Origin of the sequence: Neglectibacter timonensis, assembly GCF_900048895.1 — a bacterium.
GTDB lineage: Bacteria > Bacillota > Clostridia > Oscillospirales > Acutalibacteraceae > Acutalibacter > Acutalibacter timonensis.
Window position 1 is genome coordinate 699,477 of sequence record NZ_LT160639.1, and the last position, 18,103, is coordinate 717,579.

Below are 18,103 nucleotides of genomic sequence, written 5' to 3' on the forward strand. Positions count from 1 at the left end.
TCACATTCCCGTCAATTGAATAAACAGCTTCTGCAGATCCAGGCCGGAAAACTCCAACTCCGGGTTGGAGCGGTCCGGTTTTCCCAGCACATAGGCGGTGCGCAGGCCACCTATGGCGTCCACACCTAAAACCTCCCGCCCCCTCAGGTAGTCCTCTACCGCCCGGGCGCCGCCGGATACCGTATAACCTTTGGAGAGCAGCTCCTCCCGTGACTCGTTCCGGATCACCTTTCCCTCCTTGAGAATCACCACGTCCTCGATGATGGAAGCCACCTCTTCTATAAGATGGGTGGAAAGCACTACAGTAAATGGCTTTTCCCCATATTTGGCCAGGAGGATGCGGTAGAAAAGTTCCCTGTGGTTGGCGTCCAGACCTAGCACCGGCTCATCCAACAACACATAAGGCACGTTCACCGACAGAGCCATCACCAGCTTGAAAATGGACAGATAGCCGGTAGAGAGGGCACTGATACGGCTGCTTGTGTTCAACACAAAGCTGCCCGCCAGATTTCTGGCATACTCTTCGTCAAATTCCGGATAGAAATTTTTTGCCCAGCGGAAGGCTGTTCCCACCTTCATGTTTTCAGGATAATAGGTTTTCTCGCTCATCAAATATAGTTTGGAAAGAGCCCGGTCGTTTTCCGCCGCCCGTTCCCCGTCCACCAGCACTTCTCCTCCATCGGCAAAAATGCGGTTTGCCGCCACGTTGAGCAAAGTGGATTTTCCCGCTCCGTTACGGCCCAGCAGACCGTAAATTTTCTGTTCCCCAAAACAGATATTCACGTTTGACAGAGCCTGTACTGCTCCATATCGCTTAAAAACCTGCCTGATCTCAATGCCGTTCATCCCTCAAAACCCCTTTCCATCATTGCTTTCAGCTCTTCCCGGCTGATCTCAAGGCGCTTGGCTTCTTCCACCATTGCCTTAATAAAATTTTCATAGAAGCTTTCCTTCCGTTTTTGGCGAAGCTTTTCTGCCGCCCCCTCGGTTACAAACATGCCAAGCCCCCTTTTTTTATACACGATATTTTCATCCACCAGCAAGTTGATCCCCTTCAGCGCGGTGGCCGGGTTGATCTTGTAGGTGACGGAAAACTCTGTAATGGACGGAATCTGCGACCCCTCAGGAAATACCCCAGATAGGATTGCATCCTCCAGGCCATCCGCAATCTGTTGAAAAATCGGCCGCTCAGAGTCAAAATCAATTTGCACGGGATCGCCTCCTTTTCTTTTATGGTTAACTAGTCAAGTAATTAACAAACATAAGTGTACAGAAAAAAAGGAGCTTTGTCAAGCCCCTTTTTTAAAAGAGTGAAGCCGGCCTTTTCCACTCACTTCATTTCATCCCTGTTGGAAATTTCCTCACTGTAAAGGCGGAAAGCCACCTTTTCGCTGTCCTTTGCCAAGCTGTACAGGTCGTCAGCCAATTCCCGGGCGGACAGTTTCATGCCTCCCCTCACCCATTCCAGCACTGTACCACTGCAGCCGTGGGCATAGAACCGGGCGTAAAATTCCTTCTTCCTCCCGGGAATCCGCTTCTGTTCGTCCAGCTTTTCGATAGCTTCCAGAAAAAGCGCAGAAGTCACGCTTTCCAGATATTCCGTAAAATCCTCCGGCTGGGAGCCGACAGTATTGCGGTAAAAGGCGGCGTCCTCCTGCATAATCCGGAACAGGCCGTACATGTGCTCGGGCCAGTTTTCAAAAGTGATCCCCTCGCAGAGCTCTGCAAAAGCCTCCTGATAATAAATCCAATTCAAGAGCTCAAATTTGTCTTGAAAATGGTAGTAAAAAGCCTGCCTCCCCAGCCCGCAGCCTCCGGTGATATCGGCAACTGAGATTTTTTCGAAGCTTTTTCTCCGAACCAGTTCTTTCAGGGAGGCGGCCAACGCCCTCTTGGTAATCATGGAGTCCGACATGCTGTGCATCCTTTCCAAAATATGGTTCCTGACGGCTTTCACACGAATGAGACAAACAGCCTCCCTCGCGCTGCGGCCTTATTATTATTGTAACATAGTTCCGGGGATAACAGGAAGGATTTTATAAGGATGCTGAAAAGGCCTGTTAGTTACAAATCCAGGAAGCTCTTTTTGTCAGACTCCCCCTTTCCTCCCAACAAGGACGCTGCAGCCGGACGTGGGAGAAGTATTCTCCGCCCGGCTTGCAGCCTGGGCCGTCCGGCTCTATAATATAGAAAATACCGATCATTTCAGAAGGGATGGATTTCTATGGAACGTTTATCGCTGGATGCCTTTACAAAATACACTTTTCTCTCCGGTCTGGCCTGCGCACCCGAGGACGGGACCCCTGCTTTTCTCTGCGCCAAAGCCGACACCGGAGAAAACGGGTATCTCCGCGATCTCTGGGTTCTGAAAGACAGGGATGCGCCCCTGCGCCTGACCGGGGACGGCAAAACCGGCGCTTTTCTCTGGGACAGCGCAGACACCCTGCTTTTCACCTCCTCCCGCAGTGAAGAAGGGAAAAAGAAGAGAGAGGCCGGGGAGGAGCGGACGGACTTCTACCGTATCAGCCTTCACGGCGGCGAAGCGGAGGAAGCTTTTTCCGTCCCCCTTTCCGTGACCCCTCTCGAAAAGGTCCGTGAGGGCGTTTATCTGCTGCAGGCGGACTGGGACATGCGTTACTCCAAGGCCTATACGTTAAGCGGAAAGGCAAAAGAAGCCCTGTTGGCGGAGAAAAAAGAGGACTACCATGTTCTGGATGAACTTCCCTTTTATTTCAACGGTCAGGGTTTCATCAACAAGCGGCGCACCGCCCTGTTCCTCTATCATGAGAACTCCGGTTCCCTGACCCGGATCACTCCGGAAACCTTTGCAGCAGGTTCTGCCCGGCTGGATGAATCCCGGGAGAAGATCCTCTACACCGGGGAAAGCTACGCCACTAAACGGAAAAACAAGCAGGGTATCTTTGTTTATGACATTGCCGCGGGGAAATCACGCTCTCTGCTGCCCGCCCGTACCTATGAAATTTACGATGCCTTTTGGCAGGGAGAGCAAATCCTGTTTCTCGGAACCGACCAGAAACGCTATGGCAGCAATGAAAACGCACAATTTTACCAGCTGAATCCTGAGACAGGAGCGGTTTCCCTGTTCGCCCCCTTTGAGGATGCTGTGGGGTCTTCCGTGGGAAGCGACTGCCGGCTGGGAGACGGCTCTTCCTGGAAGATGGCGGACGGACGGCTCTATTTCATTGCCACTATCCGCAACGCCTCTCACATATACTGCTTGGATGGGTCCGGCGTTCTCACCCCCGTATTGGAACGGGAGGGTTCGGTAGACTGTCTGGACATCTGGAACGGACAGCTGTATTTCGTCGGTATGCAGGATATGAAGCTGCAGGAACTCTATACCTGCTCCCTGCGGCAGAAAGAGCTTGTTCCGCTCACCGGCTTCAACCGCGGCATATTGGAAAACGTCTATGTCGCCATTCCGGAAAAGCTCTCCTTTGTAAATGACGGCGTTGATTTGGACGGCTGGGTGTTAAAGCCCCGTGATTTTGACCCCAAGAAAAGCTATCCCGGCATTCTGGATATCCATGGCGGCCCGAAAACCGTATATGGGGAAGTATTTTACCATGAAATGCAGTTCTGGGCCAATGAAGGATATTTTGTATTTTTCTGCAATCCCCGGGGCGGGGACGGCCGCGGCAATGAATTTGCGGACCTGAGAGGGAAATATGGCTCCATTGACTACGATGATATCATGGCCTTCTGCGACGAGGTACAAACCAAATACCCCCAGCTGGACAAAAAGCGTCTGGCAGTCACCGGCGGCAGCTATGGCGGGTTCATGACCAACTGGATCATCGGCCACACAGACCGTTTTGCGGCGGCAGCCTCCCAGCGTTCCATCGCCAATTGGATCGGCTTCGGTTTCACTTCCGACATTGGCGACGATTTTGCAAAAGACCAAATGGGCCTTGGCAAAAAGGGTAATGTCTGGAACAGCATGGAAAAATTGTGGCTTCACTCTCCCCTGCAGTATTTGGATCGCTGCACTACCCCTACCCTGTTTATACACAGCGACGAGGACTACCGCTGCCCCCTGTCGGAGGGGTATCAGATGTACGCAGCTCTGCAGCAGCTGGGCGTGGAAACGAGGATGTGCGTATTCCGCGGGGAGAACCATGAGCTCAGCCGCAGCGGCAAGCCTCTTCACCGCATCCGGCGGCTGAAGGAGATAACCGCTTGGTTTGATTCCCATCTGTAAAGAAAATCTTACAGCTCCACACTGAAAGCAACAGCCGGCTTCGCGGAAACAAAACCGCGAAGCCGGCTGTTTTTACAGCGTTGGCTATCTTGGTACAAACGCCGCTCTCATGCAGAACGCGCTTCCTATTCCGTTTTTTTCCGCTGAAGGACCGCTCATTTCAGCCTCAGGGCATAAAATCCACAGCGTGCCGTGATATAAAGATACTCCTTTTCCCTGCCCGCTATCAACACAGCAGAAGGACGGTCTTCCATAAGAATTGCTCTCTGTTTCTTCCCTTTCCGGCATTCATAGAGCAGGCAGTCCGGCACATACAGCGTCCCATCCTCTGCTACGGCACAGCTGTATTCCCCGCGCTGAATGCTGATTCTGGGGTTGGTCAGGGTAAAATTTTCCTCTGCGTGGACCTCCACAACACATTTGCTGTATTCATCCACCAGGAAAATTTCTTTCCCCGGCAGTATGGGTGTCAGCCCCACCGCTCTAGCCAGCGCCGGATTGTGAACTACTGCAGTTTTTCCGTCCGGTGCCGGATAACAATGGGTATCCCTTTGTGAGAAGGAAGACATCATATCTCCGCTGTCCCTCCACTGGTTGGCCGGATACCAGAGGACCTGGGGGTTTACTTCCTCAATAGGGACTACGGGCAGAACGGCGAGGGAATCTTCCGGATAATCCGGATCCATAACAGCCACCCGGACACGCCGGTCCATACTGAAAAACGGATAGTAACAGCCTCCTCCGTCCCTGCCCTCAAATTCATCTGTGGAAAGCTCCTCTCTGCCGTTTACTACAGAACCCTTCACCGGCTTGTATTCTGTAACCACCAGCAACCTTCCCTGCGTATCACAGGCCAGGGAGAGAGGCCGAAAATGCAGAGAGGTCAACAGGGTGAGCCGCTGGCTTTCCGGATCCCAGCGATAGATCCGCTTCAGGCGGGAATCACAGAGATAGAGGTTGCCTTTCCCGTCTTCACAGAGAGCGTCTACACAGTCCAGCCCCCCTGTCAGTTTCCGGAGTAACCCTTTTTCTGTGGGAAGTCTCCCATCCGGTACCACCGCAGGGATGCTGAGCTTTGCCAGTTGCCAGAATCCGGCCTTCTCTCCGGTATTCCCGTCCTGATACAGATTCTCCATGGTATACTTCATTTGAGTAAAATTGTGGCAGTTTAGAAACTCCAGCTCCTGACAGTTCCACGCCCTGACCACACTGGGATAGGGATTATCTACCCAAATCACCCGGAAGGCATAGAAGTTTGCAAAAAGAAGCTTCCGGCAGTTGGTCAGCTCATATGGCTGGCACCAGCTGCTCTCAGCCACCTCTTCCTCTGTCTGGATGCCCAGGAACTTCCAGTTTTCCACATTACGCATTAAAATTTCATGACGTACATGATGCTCCACCGATACCTGATACATGACGCCCGGCGTACTCGTCTCCGAAAGGAATATCCCCGCCTCCGCATAGGGGCTGGCGCTCCAGATATCCTTAAAGGTTCCCCCGCCGTTTTCTGTGATCCACAGGCTCCAATATTGGGAGTCCCAGGGCCGGTCCGGATCATAGTCTGCCGTGCGGGAGGGGTTATAGGTGGGCACGTTTTCCTGTTGTTCCGTAATCTGCCCGTGTCCTCCCACAAATTTGATGTCGTTGCAGTAGGAGCCCTTTCCCGCCATCCACTTACATCCCACTGCTCTAGGGTTCCGGGCAGCCGTATCGATTCCCACGCCGCTGAGGAGATTATACCCGCCTCTGCAACTTTCCAACACCGCCTTGGGCGCCCCCATTCCCGCCCAGGCCGAAGTATTCTCCCAGAGCACCAATTGGGTCGTGATCGGGTTTAGGCCGATCAGCGCACCGCCTTCCCGAAGGTGCAGGGTATCAGTCACCCGGTACGTTCCCTGAGGGAGATAAACTGCCGCACACTGATCCAGGGCTCTTTGAAGCGCCTCCGTATCGTCGACCTCCCCATTGCCTACTGCGCCGAACTCCCGAACGTTTCTCCAAGTCTCCTGGGGAGGAAGGTCAGAAATCTCCCGGTCGAAAACAGGGGCGATTTCCCCAGCAGGCTCTGCCTCCAATACAGTTTCGCGTTGAGGTTCCTTCTCCCCCAGCGTGAATACATCTCCATGAAGCAGACTGCTTACCCAGTAAGCTCCCTTTGCTCCCCTGGCTTCCCTTCCGCTGTCTTTCTGCCGCATAAGCCGGGGCACATCTCTGCACCATACATTCCGGAGATTGATCTGTGTACAGCTGTTGTCCTCCCGGGAAATCTGCAGGGCGGGTTCAGAAATTTGTTCCAACACGCAATCCTTCCAAAACAGCTTTTCCCAGTAGCCATCTTCCACGACACAGGCCGCAGGCATATGGCTGAACTCAACGTGGCTGAAGGTAAGCCCGCATTCCCGTGATAACACTCCCGCCGTCCTCTGTCCTTTAAAGGCGCTCTCTACCAGCACAAATGGCCAGCCCGGAGAACACTTGGTAGTATAAATTCCGTATTCCCCGCCCAAAAACACCAGGTTTTCCATCTCATTTCCCACATCGAATATTCCCGCTTTCCCCTCTCCGATATCGAAAACGCAGTGGGAAACAAACCCATGCTGGGCAAAATGCGCCCGCAGGACCACAGCGGCAGGATTGCCCTCCTCAATTTTAAAATCAATGTTGGAAACAGCGCTGTAAAAGGTTCCCGGATTGGCGTCCTGAATCGTCCCCTCCACCGCAGGCATATTTCCGGTGAACCAGAACAGGTAGACAGCCTCTCCTTTCTCTCCCTCCGGCGCCTTCTGGAAACCAGGAGTATTCTTTTTCAGCACGAACCGGGGCCTGCTTTTGCCGAAACCGATCATGCGTACCGCCCGGGGCAGGTACACGGTCCGGCTGATGCAGTAGACCCCCTCTGGTATCAGGACGATCCCCCTTCGGTCGTGCTGTTTGACACTGTCAAGCAGACTCTGCAGCCTATCTGTCACATCACAGATGCCGTTTTCATCCGGCGTCAGGCCGTCAACCTGCAGTACAACAGCCCTGGGATCGTCAAACTGCTGTGGATATATAGAGCCACAGCGGGCAAAGCGATATTCTTCCATCAAAACAAACTCCTCTCAGCATATCCGGGCCATTCCCGGTTTCTCAGCCTTTCACTGCACCGATGATGATGCCCTTCACAAAATACTTTTGAAAGAAAGGATAGATCACCAGTACTGGCAGCGCGCCCATCACGGCCACCGCCATCTTGATCCCGGTGGAAGGGAGGGTGAAATCCTGGCCCTGTAGGGACTGTGCCGCGCTGGTATTGCTCATCAAAAACTGAACATCCATCAGCATCTTGTTCAGCAGCACCTGAATGCTGTAAAGCCTGTCCTCATTGATATAGTAAAGGCCGTTGAGCCAATCGTTCCAGTATCCCAGTCCCACCAGCAGGGCAAGGGTGACGATGATGGGAACGGACATGGGCATCACAACCCGTAGAAGAATCCGCAGCTCACCTGCGCCGTCAATCCGGGCGGCTTCGATGACAGCATCCGGGATATTGGTGGTGAAATAGGTGCGCATCATAATCACATAGAAAGCGCCCATCATCAGGTTGGGGAACAAAAGCGCCGCAATGGTGTTTTTGATATGGAACATCTGGGTCCACATGATGTAACTCGGCACCAAGCCTCCGTTAAAGAGCATGGTGAAAAACAGAAAGAACGCCAGAACTCCCCGGCCTGGCAGATCCCTGCGGGAGAGCGGGTAGGCAAACAGGGTGGTGAGGGTCAGATTTAGTACAGTGCCCACCACAGTGACGATTGCCGACAGGATGTACCCACGCACAATACTGCCGGAATCCACCAATAGGTATTTATACGCAGAAAAATCAATTTTTTCCGGGATGAAGCTGTATCCGTTCCTCACCAGGCTGTTTTCCTGGGTGATGGAAGAAACAATCAGAAGTACAAAGGGAACCAGGCAGAACAGCACCAGCAGAACCATGATGAGGTTGGCTACGACCTGGAAACTCTTTCCTCTATCTACCATTTTTTGTGCCTCCTTTAAAACAGTGCATTTTCTGCGCTGAGCTTTTTGACCACGAAATTCGCCACCAGTACCAACAAGAATCCAATTAGCGACTGGTAAACGCCGGCAGCCGAAGCCATGCTGATATTGTTCAGAGACATGAGTCCGCGGTAAACATAGGTATCGATGGTGTTGGTTACATCCAACAGGGGGCCGGAATTCATAGGTACCTGATAAAACAGGCCGAAATCGGAATAAAAAATCTTTCCAATTGCCATCAGCGTCAGGGTGATGATGGTGGGCTTAAGCGCAGGAAGGGTGATGTGCAGAATTTGCTGCCACCGGTTCGCGCCGTCGATCACCGCCGCCTCATAATATCCCCTGTCAATTCCCACAAGGGTAGCATAATAGATGATACAGTTATAGCCCAATCCTTTCCAAATATTTACCAGGATCAGAATAAAGGGCCAATACTGGGCCGAAGTGTACCAGGAGATTGGCTCTTTTCCCAGCGCGGGCAGCAATGTTTTGTTAATGAAACCGGAGTCACTGCTGAGAAAGGCATACACCAGGTAACTGACCACCACGATAGAGATGAGGAAAGGTACCAGAATGGTGGTTTGATACAGCTTTTTCGCCCTGCTGGAATGGATTTCGTTGAGCAGGACAGCCACAGCAATGGCGAACACCGTACCCAGTACAATAAACGCCACGTTGTAGAGAATGGTATTACGGGTGATAATCCATGCGTCTTTCGTCTTGAACAGAAATTCAAAGTTTTTCAACCCGATAAACGGACTGCCCCACATGCCCTTGGAATAGTTGAACTGCTCAAAGGCAATGCTGATTCCGGCCATGGGGATATAGTTGTTGATGATGAGATAGACCGCTCCCGGCACCATCATCAGATAGAGGGGAAGATATGCCTTCAACTTTCTTCCCAAGCTCTTTTTCTGTTTGATCATCAGGGCACCTCCATAAATTGATCCGTGACAAAAGAGAGGCGGAGCGGTCAGGGAGAATGACCAGGCTCCGCTCAAACTACTGTTCTTCTGTTCCCGCCAGAACGGCGGCAGGTCAGGAATTGGATGCCAGCCAGGCGTCCAGCTGTTTCTGCTTTTCCTGAATAATATCGTTGACGCCAGCATCCTCCAGTTCCTGTAGGAAAGCAGGCAGTGCGGTGGCAGGATCAATTGACCCAGTACCCAGGGCGTTCTCGTACTTGCTCTTCACATTTTTGCAGGCTGTCACTTGATTGAGCACACTGCTGTTATCCCAGCTGAAGCCCATGGCTGGAGAGATCACTGCAGAATCGTTCCAATCGGAGGTCTGCTGCCAGATATCCTCCGGATCGCCCTCCCAGGTATAGGAGATCATCTCGTTCGGCCAGGCCCAGGGATAGGAGGGATATCCGGTGTTGGTGCCGTCCACTCCCTCAGGGTAGCCAACAATACCCTTGGACTCATCCTTGATTTCAAAATGTTTTCCCTCAATGCCGTTGATACAGATATTTTCCAGCTCGGGGTTGGTATAAATTTCATTGAGCACCTGTACGGCGCGTTCCGGCTTTTCGCTATTGTGAGCAATGTACCACAGGATATCAAGACGTGTGGTTGAGGTATATACAGGGGTAAGGGTGAATACCAGCATCTCTTTCGTGGTCTTTTTCTCCAGTTCGCCTTCGATGCCGGGCTTTGTATTGGTAAACATACCGAAGCCCTTGCCCGCTGCGATCTGTGCAGAGCTGTCCTCCGAAGTAGAGGAGGCATCGGGAATAATTAGTCCCTTCTGTGTCCAGGCATAACGGCGCTCCACAATATCTTTATAGGTATCTGTAGCGAAGAAGTTCACCACAGTAGTATCGTCGGGATTTGTACAGTCTTCCAGGGAGCCGATGTCCGCGCCCAGATCATCCGCAGTGTTCATAATGCTCATGCCACCGTAGCTGGCCACCACAGGCCATACATCGGGAAACTTTTCTTTCGCGGCCTCCAGAAGAGGAAGCAAGTCGTCCTCTGTCTTAATATTGCTATAATCCACGCCCGTGGCGTCCGCCATTTCTTTTACGCAGGCAAATCCCCAGCTGACTGCAATTTCCTTGTTGGCAGGCACAGCGTATTTCTTGCCGTTGAGAGAGGTGCATGCCCAGCGCTCTTCAGGAATTTCAGTGAGCAGGTCGGGTCCATATTCGGACAGGTACTCCTCCATGGGGACAATCTGCCCGTTGTTGACTGCGGATACGAAAATATCGCGGTTGTTGTAGAGAACGTCCAGTTTTTCACCAGAGGAGAGCATCAGGTTCACCTGGTCCGGATAGCTTCCAAAGCCTACGCGGGTGATGTCCAGGGTAGTGTTGTATTTCTCCTGCAGAATTTTGCTGGCTGCTTCAGAAACCTCTTTACAATCCTCTGTTTTGGCATCGCCGGGAATCAGCAGCTTTACCGTGTAGGGATCCTGCGTGCTGAAATCCGTCTCCCCTGTTGCGGCAGACGCTGTGCTGGAAGTACTGACGGCCGAGCTTTCATTCTTCGAGGCCGATGCGGCTGAAGAACCATTGTTGTTGTTCCCGCAGCCTGCAAACGCCGTGACGCATATCGACGTAGCCAGGGCTGCTGCCAAGAATCTCTTCATTTTTGTTTTCCTCCTTTTGTCTCCGCGGTTTGAGCTGGGAGTATCTTCCAGCCCAAATTTTACCCTTTCTGTAAGCATGAAAAAAACTGTGCCTGATGACCCCGCCTGCAGATGGATTATGAACCTTTCCATGCCAAGAAACCTGGATATGTACTCTCCCATTCTTTTCCTGAAACTGCAACAAAATCCGCCTCGCGGGATGGACGCCGAATTGATTCACTGCTTACTTCAGCGGAGGATTAAGCCTATTATAGCTAGGAAACCATACCATTTTCTGCCAACGGAATGACCTTCCGTTGTTCTAAATATGACATTTTCCCAAAACTATTTTTCAGGCTTGTCCCTTTCACACTCCTTCCTGTATTCCGTCGGTGAAACGCCGAATTCTTTTTTGAAAGCTCGGGCAAAATGGGAGAAATTTACATACCCCACCTTGGAAGCAATGATGCTGATAGAAAATGAGGTATTGCGCAGAAGGGACTCCGCTATTTTCATACGTTCCTGCACCAGGTATTCATTGAGACCAATCCCCATTTCCTTTTTAAAGAGCCGGGACAGGTATTCAGGATTGAGGTACACGGCTTTGGCAATCTCCTGCCTGCCAATATTTCTTGGAAGGTTTTCCCGGATGAAATCCAAAACTCGGTCGATTTGAGCCCTGTTTCCTTCAGCAGTATCCTGTTTTTCCTCCACGTACCGGGTGGCGAAATCTACAAATTCCAGCAGCTGGGGCAGAGAGGTGCTGGCATGAAGCATGGCGTCGTAATCATAGGTCTCTGAAAAGATTTCATGAACCCTCTCTTGATAACTCTGTATCACCCCAAAAAACAATTCCAGGAAATCCTCATGGAACCGGGCAAGCAGCTCCCGGTTGAGAGACCCCGCCTCAGCCAGGGTTTCAAAATACCTATGGATTTCCTCCCGTACCGCACCGCCGTAGCCTTGTCCCAGAAGGCTTTTCCACTTGGGAAAATCAGGAAAATAATCCGTTGGCAGCACCGTGCCCTCCAAGGGAAGAAAGCCCGTGCTCCTGGTCACATTGTTTCGGTCGACCTCCTGGAGACGCAGGTATTCCTCCGGCAGTTCGCGGAAGAGTACCGTCGAAGGTCCCGCATAACAGGATACCTCCATCCGGAACAAGCTCCTGCATGTCTCGCAGAATTGCGCCATAGCTTCTTCTTCCTTCCGGCGGTCCGAACCTTCCGCAATCATTACCACAGGATAGGCGTCCTTTCCCCCATGGAACAGTGTCACATGAGAAGAACATTCTTCCAGCAGCTCACTGAGGATATTCTGCATTCCGTAAATCAGCAGGCCGTATTCCCAGGGCTTCCCCTCCCACCGCTGAATCTGAAGCCAGAAACAACGGCACCGGGTATCGGGCGTACAGGGAAAGCCAAATACTCCGGCTTTTTCCGCCGCTTCCTGAGCGCTCATCTGTACTCCCTGCAAAAATTCACGCAGAATATTCCGACGAAACCCAATGGCCTCCCGCAGGGCATCCTTGCCTACAGAACTGTAAGAACGCACCAGCTGTTCCTCCCGGATTCGTTCGGAAACCCGCAGAATGGAGGATTCAACTCCCGCATAACTGGCAGGCTGCAGCAGGTAATCAGCCGCTTCCAGTTTCAGCGCTTTCTGTGCATAAGTAAAATCGGCATGAGCTGTCAGAAAGATGCACTTTACGTCCTGATACCGCTCCCGTACCCATGAAAAAAATTCCAGACCGTTCTCTCCAGGCATCTCAATATCGCAGAGTAGTATATCGATATGTTCCTCCTGCAGAACCTGTTTTGCCTCCTCCCCACTGTGCGCTCCGAAGGCAGCGTCTACTCCCACTCTTTCCCAGTTCACACCGGAGAGTATTCCCTTCACCACATCCGGCTGATCGTCAACAATTAATATTTTCATCGCATATTCTCCTCCTCTGGACGCAATTCTCAGCTGGAGCATTCCCGTCTCCGTGTATCTTATCCAAGGGAAAAACCATTTCGAAAATCGTTCCGGGATTCCCCTCCATACAGGCAAATTCAAACTGTCCCCCATACAAAAGGTAGAGTCTCTGGCGCACGTTCAGAATGCCGATATGTTCCTCCCTGTGTTCAAAAGTTACCCGGCCATTGTATTCCTTCAGCAGTTCCGGTGGTATCCCGGGGCCGTTATCCGAAACGGAGATATCCAAAAGCCTCCCCCTCTCAGAGTCAAGCGGTTGTACGTCCAAGGAGATCACAAGTTCCTTGCCGGGAACCAATGCGTGCTTGCAGCTGTTCTCCACAAAGGTCTGGATGCTGAGTGCCGGAATCATCGCTTCCCGCACTTCTTCCCCGGCTCGTATATTCAGCCGTATAGGATGGGAGGTAATATACTGTTGCATCCGGATATAGTTTTCTGCATGCTTCAGCTCCGTATCCAGCAACACCCGATCCTTGTTGTCATGAAAAATATACCGGACGTGATCAGAAATCATCAATATAGCATTTTGGATTTTGTCATATTTTTTTCCTTCCGCCATTCCGTACAGGGTTTTCAGAATATTCAGGAAAAAATGGGGGCTGATTTGCAGCTGAAGGTACTGCAGCTCCGCGTATTGTACCTGAATCTCCTTTTCATATGTTTCGATTTTAAGATTCTTCACTTCATCCATCATCTCGTTGAAGGAGGTGCTCAGCTGCTGGAGTTCCTCCACCTTCTGTTCCTCCCTAAAACGGGCGTCCAGCTTTCCGGAACGGATTTTTTTTAACGTTTCCGTCATATGCTCCATAGGCTTCAGATACCAGCGCTTCAGCGCCAGAAACAACATGGGGACCAGAGCCAGAATAAAAGCCGACAGAAACAGGATCAGAATAAGAATCTGGTTCATCTTATGAAGCCCTCCCGGATAGGCTTCCAGAAAAACTATATACATGCCGGTGACTGCTGAATAATTCTGCACGATGAAATGCCTGCCGGAAAAGTAGGAGCTTCGAGCCTCTGTTTTCAGAAATATTCCGTGATCTGCGAGAAGGGCCTGGGATGTGAGTGGGTTCCCTTCCTGATCGGCATACAGCATCAGGGAGTCTTCCGGAAAATGGGGCGCATCCTGTGGCTTTACCGTCTGATCCAGGTCGATGAAGCAGAGTGTACGGGCGCTTCGGTTTCCGAAAAAACGTACCAAAAAGCAACGGCCTCCCATACTGAGAGGAAACCAGCTTTTTGGAAAGTCCTCCTCCCATTGTTTCAGCAGTCCTGCGCCATACTCCCACATGGCCGTCCGTTCCTCATAAGTTGTGGTGGCCTCGGCAAACGTTCCCTTTAAAATCCGGTTCTCGTTGGAGAGGATCAGCATGGCAGCAATGGTCGGCTCGCTGCTCATCAGGGCCTTATATTCTGTAATCACATCATAGGAATACCTGTAGGCATTGAGCTCGCTTTGACGGTATAACAGCCTCCCATGGCTGTAATCTTGCGCCCAATAGCCAGAAATAGAGGTTTCAATTCTGCCGATGTCGCTTTCCAGCTGCCGTTGATAGAGGTAGATAGTCCCCTCGCCGTTTTGTTCCATTTCAGAGTGGAATTCCTGCAGTGAATAGGCATTTTGAACCAGCTGCAATGTAAGTATCGGCACAATAAACAAGAAGATCATCGCCAGTTGCAGTTTTTTAATGGAATAGAGCCGCTTCCTGTTCCGCTTTTTCTCTCCCATTTTTGTTCCTTTCTTTTCGTCTCGACATATTTTTATTCAATTTAATTATATCACAGAGCTGTTTCTGTACATTATGACGTTACTGTTCTATCCGTGTCCTTTTTTGTTCTAAAAATGACTGTTCAAAATTTTTCCGATTCCGAAAAAACCTGCGAGGTAAGTACTAAAAGGCATCTTTCTCTTCATATGTATTATCACATTGGAAGCGAGGGGTGCCCATATGTCCAATAATGTCATCGACGACCGGGCCACAAGGCTTGGGGAGTATATCGTGGAAAACAAGGCCACCGTACGCCGCGCCGCAAAACAGTTTGGCGTGAGCAAATCGACGGTACATAAAGACGTCTCTCAGCGGCTGAAATATATTGATTCCGGCCTTTATAAAGATGTAAAGAACATACTTGCTGTCAATAAGGCGCAGCGACATATCCGAGGGGGCCTGGCTACCAAGAAGAAATATGAATCCTTAAAATAAGGCAGCAGCACCGCAATGTTCTGATACATTGCGGTGCTGTTGTCTTGTGGAGAGAATATTTCTGCAGTGTTATCAGCCTTCACTGTCAGTTAAAATTCAGCATCTCACAGCTTTCCAAAAAAATAAACTTCACCGGGGCAGGAAAGCATGAAAAAACAGAAAAGCTGCAATGAAACCTTCCCACTGCAGCCTTTCCTGCCAGACAACTAAAGCAACGTCAAAGACATTTATTCCTTTCCGTTCAACACAGTCTGCGGATCCAGATAGACATTGTCCCGCTTTACCTCAAGGTGAAGATGAGGGCCCTCCGCAGATTCCATGGGAACCGCAGTTACCACCCCGATCTGCTGGCCTTTGGTGACCACGTCGCCCTCTTTGACCTGGAAGTTCTCTCCCAATCCGCAGTAGTAAAAATCGTAATCTCCATGCTCTATCCAAACTACGTTGCCCAGAAGGCTGTCAGTGTAAGCGCTTCTCACAATGCCGTTGCCGCATGCCGCCACTGCTTCTTCATTTTCAGCCTTCAGATCCAGCCCGGTATGAATACGCCAGTCCTTCATGGTCTCGGAATAGACAGGCGCTCCAGCGCTGTAAGCTTTGGCTGCCTCATTGGACTCCACCGGAGAGATCAGCTCCGTGCTCAATTCATACAGGGCTCCGGCATTGACGTGGACCGTACTCTCTGCCCCTTCCTCCGGCTCGATCTCCGGTGCGGCAGAGCTTTCCGGTTCCTCAGAAGATTCCGTGCGGCTTACTGTGCCCGCCGTCTGCTTGGCCGGTTCCGGTGACGCGCTCTGTCTGGGCGCTTCCGGGTCTTCCCGGTCACGGTCCGGCACTACCGAAACTGTCCCCTGACCGCTGAGCACCTCCTGTTCCTGCTCCTTCGAAAGCGATGATTGATTGACCGCCTCATTTACCGGCGCCAGATAACCATGCACCGCATCATAGGTGCTCCAGGCAGCAATGCCAACTGCTACGAGGCATACCGCCAATGCCAGATAAAATCCGTTCCGCCGCGCCTTGTCTTTCGAAAAACGTTGTCCGTTCATACAGCACTACATTCCTTTCGGATAGATTCCATAAAATTCGTTCGTGTCTGTAGTCTGAACCGAAAAATTGAAATTTATGCGCAGAAACAGAGGTTATCCCCTGTTTTCACAAAAAATAGAAGGACATCGTTTTTTTTGCTGTATCTACGGGCTGGCATAAAAGAAGAAGGACCGGCCCAAGGCCGGTCCTTCTTCTTTTAGCTTGAGGGGTATTAATTGAGGAGGGTAGAACATGTATCTCAAGAAAAGGTGCGGTCCATTTCTTTTGAGTACGCTTTTATTATAGCCGAAAACTCTTTTGAGTTGTTAATTTGCTGTGAATAAACATTTAAATAATTCCGGAAGTTTTGTGAATTCTTGTTGAATCACTTAAACCGTATTATAAATAGATTTTAAAAGAATATTTTTCCTTTCATTCACACAAACAAACGTTTGCATTCCTGTTAATACCATGGTATAATAAAAAAAACTTGAGACGCGTGTGGCAGGCTAAAAGAACCGAAGAAATGGGACGCACGGCTTACCCGCCGCAGGTACAGCAGAATGACCGCAGAAGAGTCCTTTTATCGGCTCAGGCTGATTTGGAAAAAGACCGCAAACGCGGAGAAAGGATGATAGTCAAAACCATGGATCATCTCACGAAAAGCCAGCAAAAGGTGTATGATTTTCTCCGCAAGGAAGCTCCCAGGGGGGTGCCTCCTACCGTACGGGAAATCTGTGCGGCCACGGGACTGCGCTCCACCTCTACCGTACACGCCCATTTAAAAACGTTGGAAAGGCTGGGTTATATTACCAGGGACGCAGGGCTCAACCGTTCCATCCGCCTGGAAGGCAGCGAGGCTGCGGCGCAGGTTCCTATCTTAGGGAAGGTCACGGCCGGGATACCAATTCTTGCTGTGGAAGATATTGAAGGCTATATTCCCTTTCCCCAGAAAGAGGGAAAGGAGCTCTTTGCCCTGCATGTAAGCGGACTGAGTATGCGGGACGCCGGAATTTTGGACGGCGACTATGTGGTGGCGGAAAAGACTCCTACCTCTTCGGATGGCGAAATTGTGGTGGCCATGATCGAGGAGGAAGCCACAGTAAAACGGTTCTACCGGGAAGGCAGCCGCATACGCCTTCAGCCCGAAAATCCAGATTTCGAGCCTATCTATGCAGAAAATGTATTTATTCTGGGCAAAGTAATTGCCGTTGTGCGGTATTACTGAGCAGGTCCGGGGGATTTCGACAGATTTCCCGCGTTCCTGGCCGGGAGCCATCTGGACCTCCTGGACAGACCTTTTCACAACTGAACCTATATGAGTCAGGAGTGCGCTGCAGTTTTGCAGCGCACTCCTTTTTTAACCGCGGCAGATTCCGAATGCATCTCCCTCCCCACCGTTATGGATCTGCCCGCAAGTACTCCTTTAATGGCTCCAGATAAGCTGGGTTCGTCCGATCGAAAGATTTCGCAATGGCTTTTGCCATCTCCTTCTGTTCTTCCCACTGCTCTTTGTTCAGCATTTTTCGGAAGATAGACATCAGCGTTCTGTCTGCAAGGCCCATCCTTTCATAATTGATACCGCCCCAGAGATAAAAGGCCCTCAATCTGTTCTGTTCTTCCGGGGTAAAACTTCCGTTCAGCAGCCTTTCTATTTCCGGTGAACCCGGCGGCATTGCGCCCGTGCAGAATACTGCCACCCTCTTCCCGGCAAGCTTCGGTAAATTGTCTTTCAGCCATTTGAGTTTCCGGATTGTCCCGGCATGACAGCCCGCTCCGAAAACCACCCTATCATAGAGGGAAAGGTCAATTTTCCTCCGGTTTTGAAAAGGCACGCAGTCTCCCTGCAGGGCTTCTGCCAGCCATTTGGCATAACGCTCTGTAAATCCAGTTTTGGAATGGTAAAGAATCAATGTTTTCATCGGCTTTTCCTCCCCTTTTCTTCCTTAATCAGCGTCATTCTCTTCGACAGGCAGCCAGATTTCAAGCCATCCCCAGGAAAAAACCGAAAATTTATTGCTGCTTTTCCTGGATTTATAACGTGAAAAGTTCAAATGCTGTCCGA

The 18,103-nt window shown here is 50.9% G+C and carries 14 protein-coding genes; 3 read left to right on the plus strand and 11 right to left on the minus strand.

Annotated features, from left to right (window positions below; genetic code table 11):
- From BN3911_RS08140 to BN3911_RS08150, 3 genes are all read right to left on the minus strand, one after another.
- Positions 1-846, minus strand: a complete 846-nt coding sequence (locus BN3911_RS08140) for an ATP-binding cassette domain-containing protein (protein WP_066863835.1) — start codon at positions 844-846, stop codon at positions 1-3.
- Entirely contained in the window at positions 843-1,211 is a 369-nt protein-coding gene (locus tag BN3911_RS08145; protein ID WP_066863838.1) for a GntR family transcriptional regulator, read from the minus strand. Before BN3911_RS08145 ends, BN3911_RS08140 begins: the two co-directional genes overlap by 4 nt.
- A gap of 119 nt (positions 1,212-1,330) precedes the next feature.
- Positions 1,331-1,915 (minus strand): TetR/AcrR family transcriptional regulator C-terminal domain-containing protein, encoded by a 585-nt coding sequence (locus BN3911_RS08150; RefSeq protein ID WP_066863841.1) that lies wholly within the window; start codon positions 1,913-1,915, stop codon positions 1,331-1,333.
- Between the two features lie 309 nt (positions 1,916-2,224).
- Between BN3911_RS08150 and BN3911_RS08155 the strand changes: the two genes are divergently transcribed.
- Complete coding sequence (locus BN3911_RS08155; RefSeq protein ID WP_066863844.1) at positions 2,225-4,222, plus strand: alpha/beta hydrolase family protein; 1,998 nt, start codon at positions 2,225-2,227, stop codon at positions 4,220-4,222.
- Between the two features lie 155 nt (positions 4,223-4,377).
- Here the strand turns inward: BN3911_RS08155 and BN3911_RS08160 are convergent, their stop codons facing one another.
- The 6 genes from BN3911_RS08160 to BN3911_RS08185 form a co-directional block, all read right to left on the minus strand.
- Positions 4,378-7,308, minus strand: coding sequence for a glycosyl hydrolase family 28-related protein (locus BN3911_RS08160; RefSeq protein ID WP_066863855.1), 2,931 nt, complete (start codon positions 7,306-7,308; stop codon positions 4,378-4,380).
- Positions 7,309-7,351: 43 nt separating this feature from the next.
- Positions 7,352-8,242 carry a carbohydrate ABC transporter permease gene (locus BN3911_RS08165; RefSeq protein WP_066863858.1) on the minus strand — a complete coding sequence of 297 codons (891 nt, stop codon included), beginning with the start codon at positions 8,240-8,242 and terminating at the stop codon, positions 7,352-7,354.
- Positions 8,243-8,256: 14 nt separating this feature from the next.
- The gene (locus BN3911_RS08170; protein ID WP_066863866.1) at positions 8,257-9,186 is read right to left on the minus strand and encodes an ABC transporter permease; all 930 of its coding nucleotides are present in this window, start codon (positions 9,184-9,186) and stop codon (positions 8,257-8,259) included.
- 112 nt (positions 9,187-9,298) lie between these two features.
- Complete coding sequence (locus tag BN3911_RS08175; RefSeq protein WP_187127709.1) at positions 9,299-10,852, minus strand: ABC transporter substrate-binding protein; 1,554 nt, start codon at positions 10,850-10,852, stop codon at positions 9,299-9,301.
- A 324-nt stretch (positions 10,853-11,176) separates the two neighbouring features.
- On the minus strand, positions 11,177-12,763 hold the full coding sequence (locus tag BN3911_RS08180; RefSeq protein WP_066863874.1) for a response regulator transcription factor: 1,587 nt from the start codon (positions 12,761-12,763) through the stop codon (positions 11,177-11,179).
- Positions 12,744-14,534 (minus strand): sensor histidine kinase, encoded by a 1,791-nt coding sequence (locus tag BN3911_RS08185; RefSeq protein ID WP_066863876.1) that lies wholly within the window; start codon positions 14,532-14,534, stop codon positions 12,744-12,746. Before BN3911_RS08185 ends, BN3911_RS08180 begins: the two co-directional genes overlap by 20 nt.
- Positions 14,535-14,754: 220 nt before the next feature.
- Here BN3911_RS08185 and BN3911_RS08190 point away from each other — a divergent pair, with 220 nt between their 5' ends.
- Positions 14,755-15,009: a sporulation transcriptional regulator SpoIIID gene (locus tag BN3911_RS08190; RefSeq protein WP_066863878.1), complete on the plus strand. Its 255-nt coding sequence runs from the start codon at positions 14,755-14,757 to the stop codon at positions 15,007-15,009.
- Between the two features lie 227 nt (positions 15,010-15,236).
- On the opposite strand, the gene BN3911_RS08195 is transcribed toward BN3911_RS08190, so the two are convergent.
- Positions 15,237-16,058 carry a M23 family metallopeptidase gene (locus BN3911_RS08195; protein ID WP_066863881.1) on the minus strand — a complete coding sequence of 274 codons (822 nt, stop codon included), beginning with the start codon at positions 16,056-16,058 and terminating at the stop codon, positions 15,237-15,239.
- Between the two features lie 626 nt (positions 16,059-16,684).
- On the opposite strand from BN3911_RS08195, the gene lexA reads away from it, so the two are divergent.
- Positions 16,685-17,266, plus strand: a complete 582-nt coding sequence (lexA, locus tag BN3911_RS08200; RefSeq protein ID WP_066864348.1) for a transcriptional repressor LexA — start codon at positions 16,685-16,687, stop codon at positions 17,264-17,266.
- Positions 17,267-17,438: 172 nt separating this feature from the next.
- Here lexA and BN3911_RS08205 read toward each other — a convergent pair whose 3' ends face one another.
- Positions 17,439-17,960: a flavodoxin domain-containing protein gene (locus tag BN3911_RS08205; RefSeq protein ID WP_066863885.1), complete on the minus strand. Its 522-nt coding sequence runs from the start codon at positions 17,958-17,960 to the stop codon at positions 17,439-17,441.
- Positions 17,961-18,103: the final 143 nt, after the last annotated feature.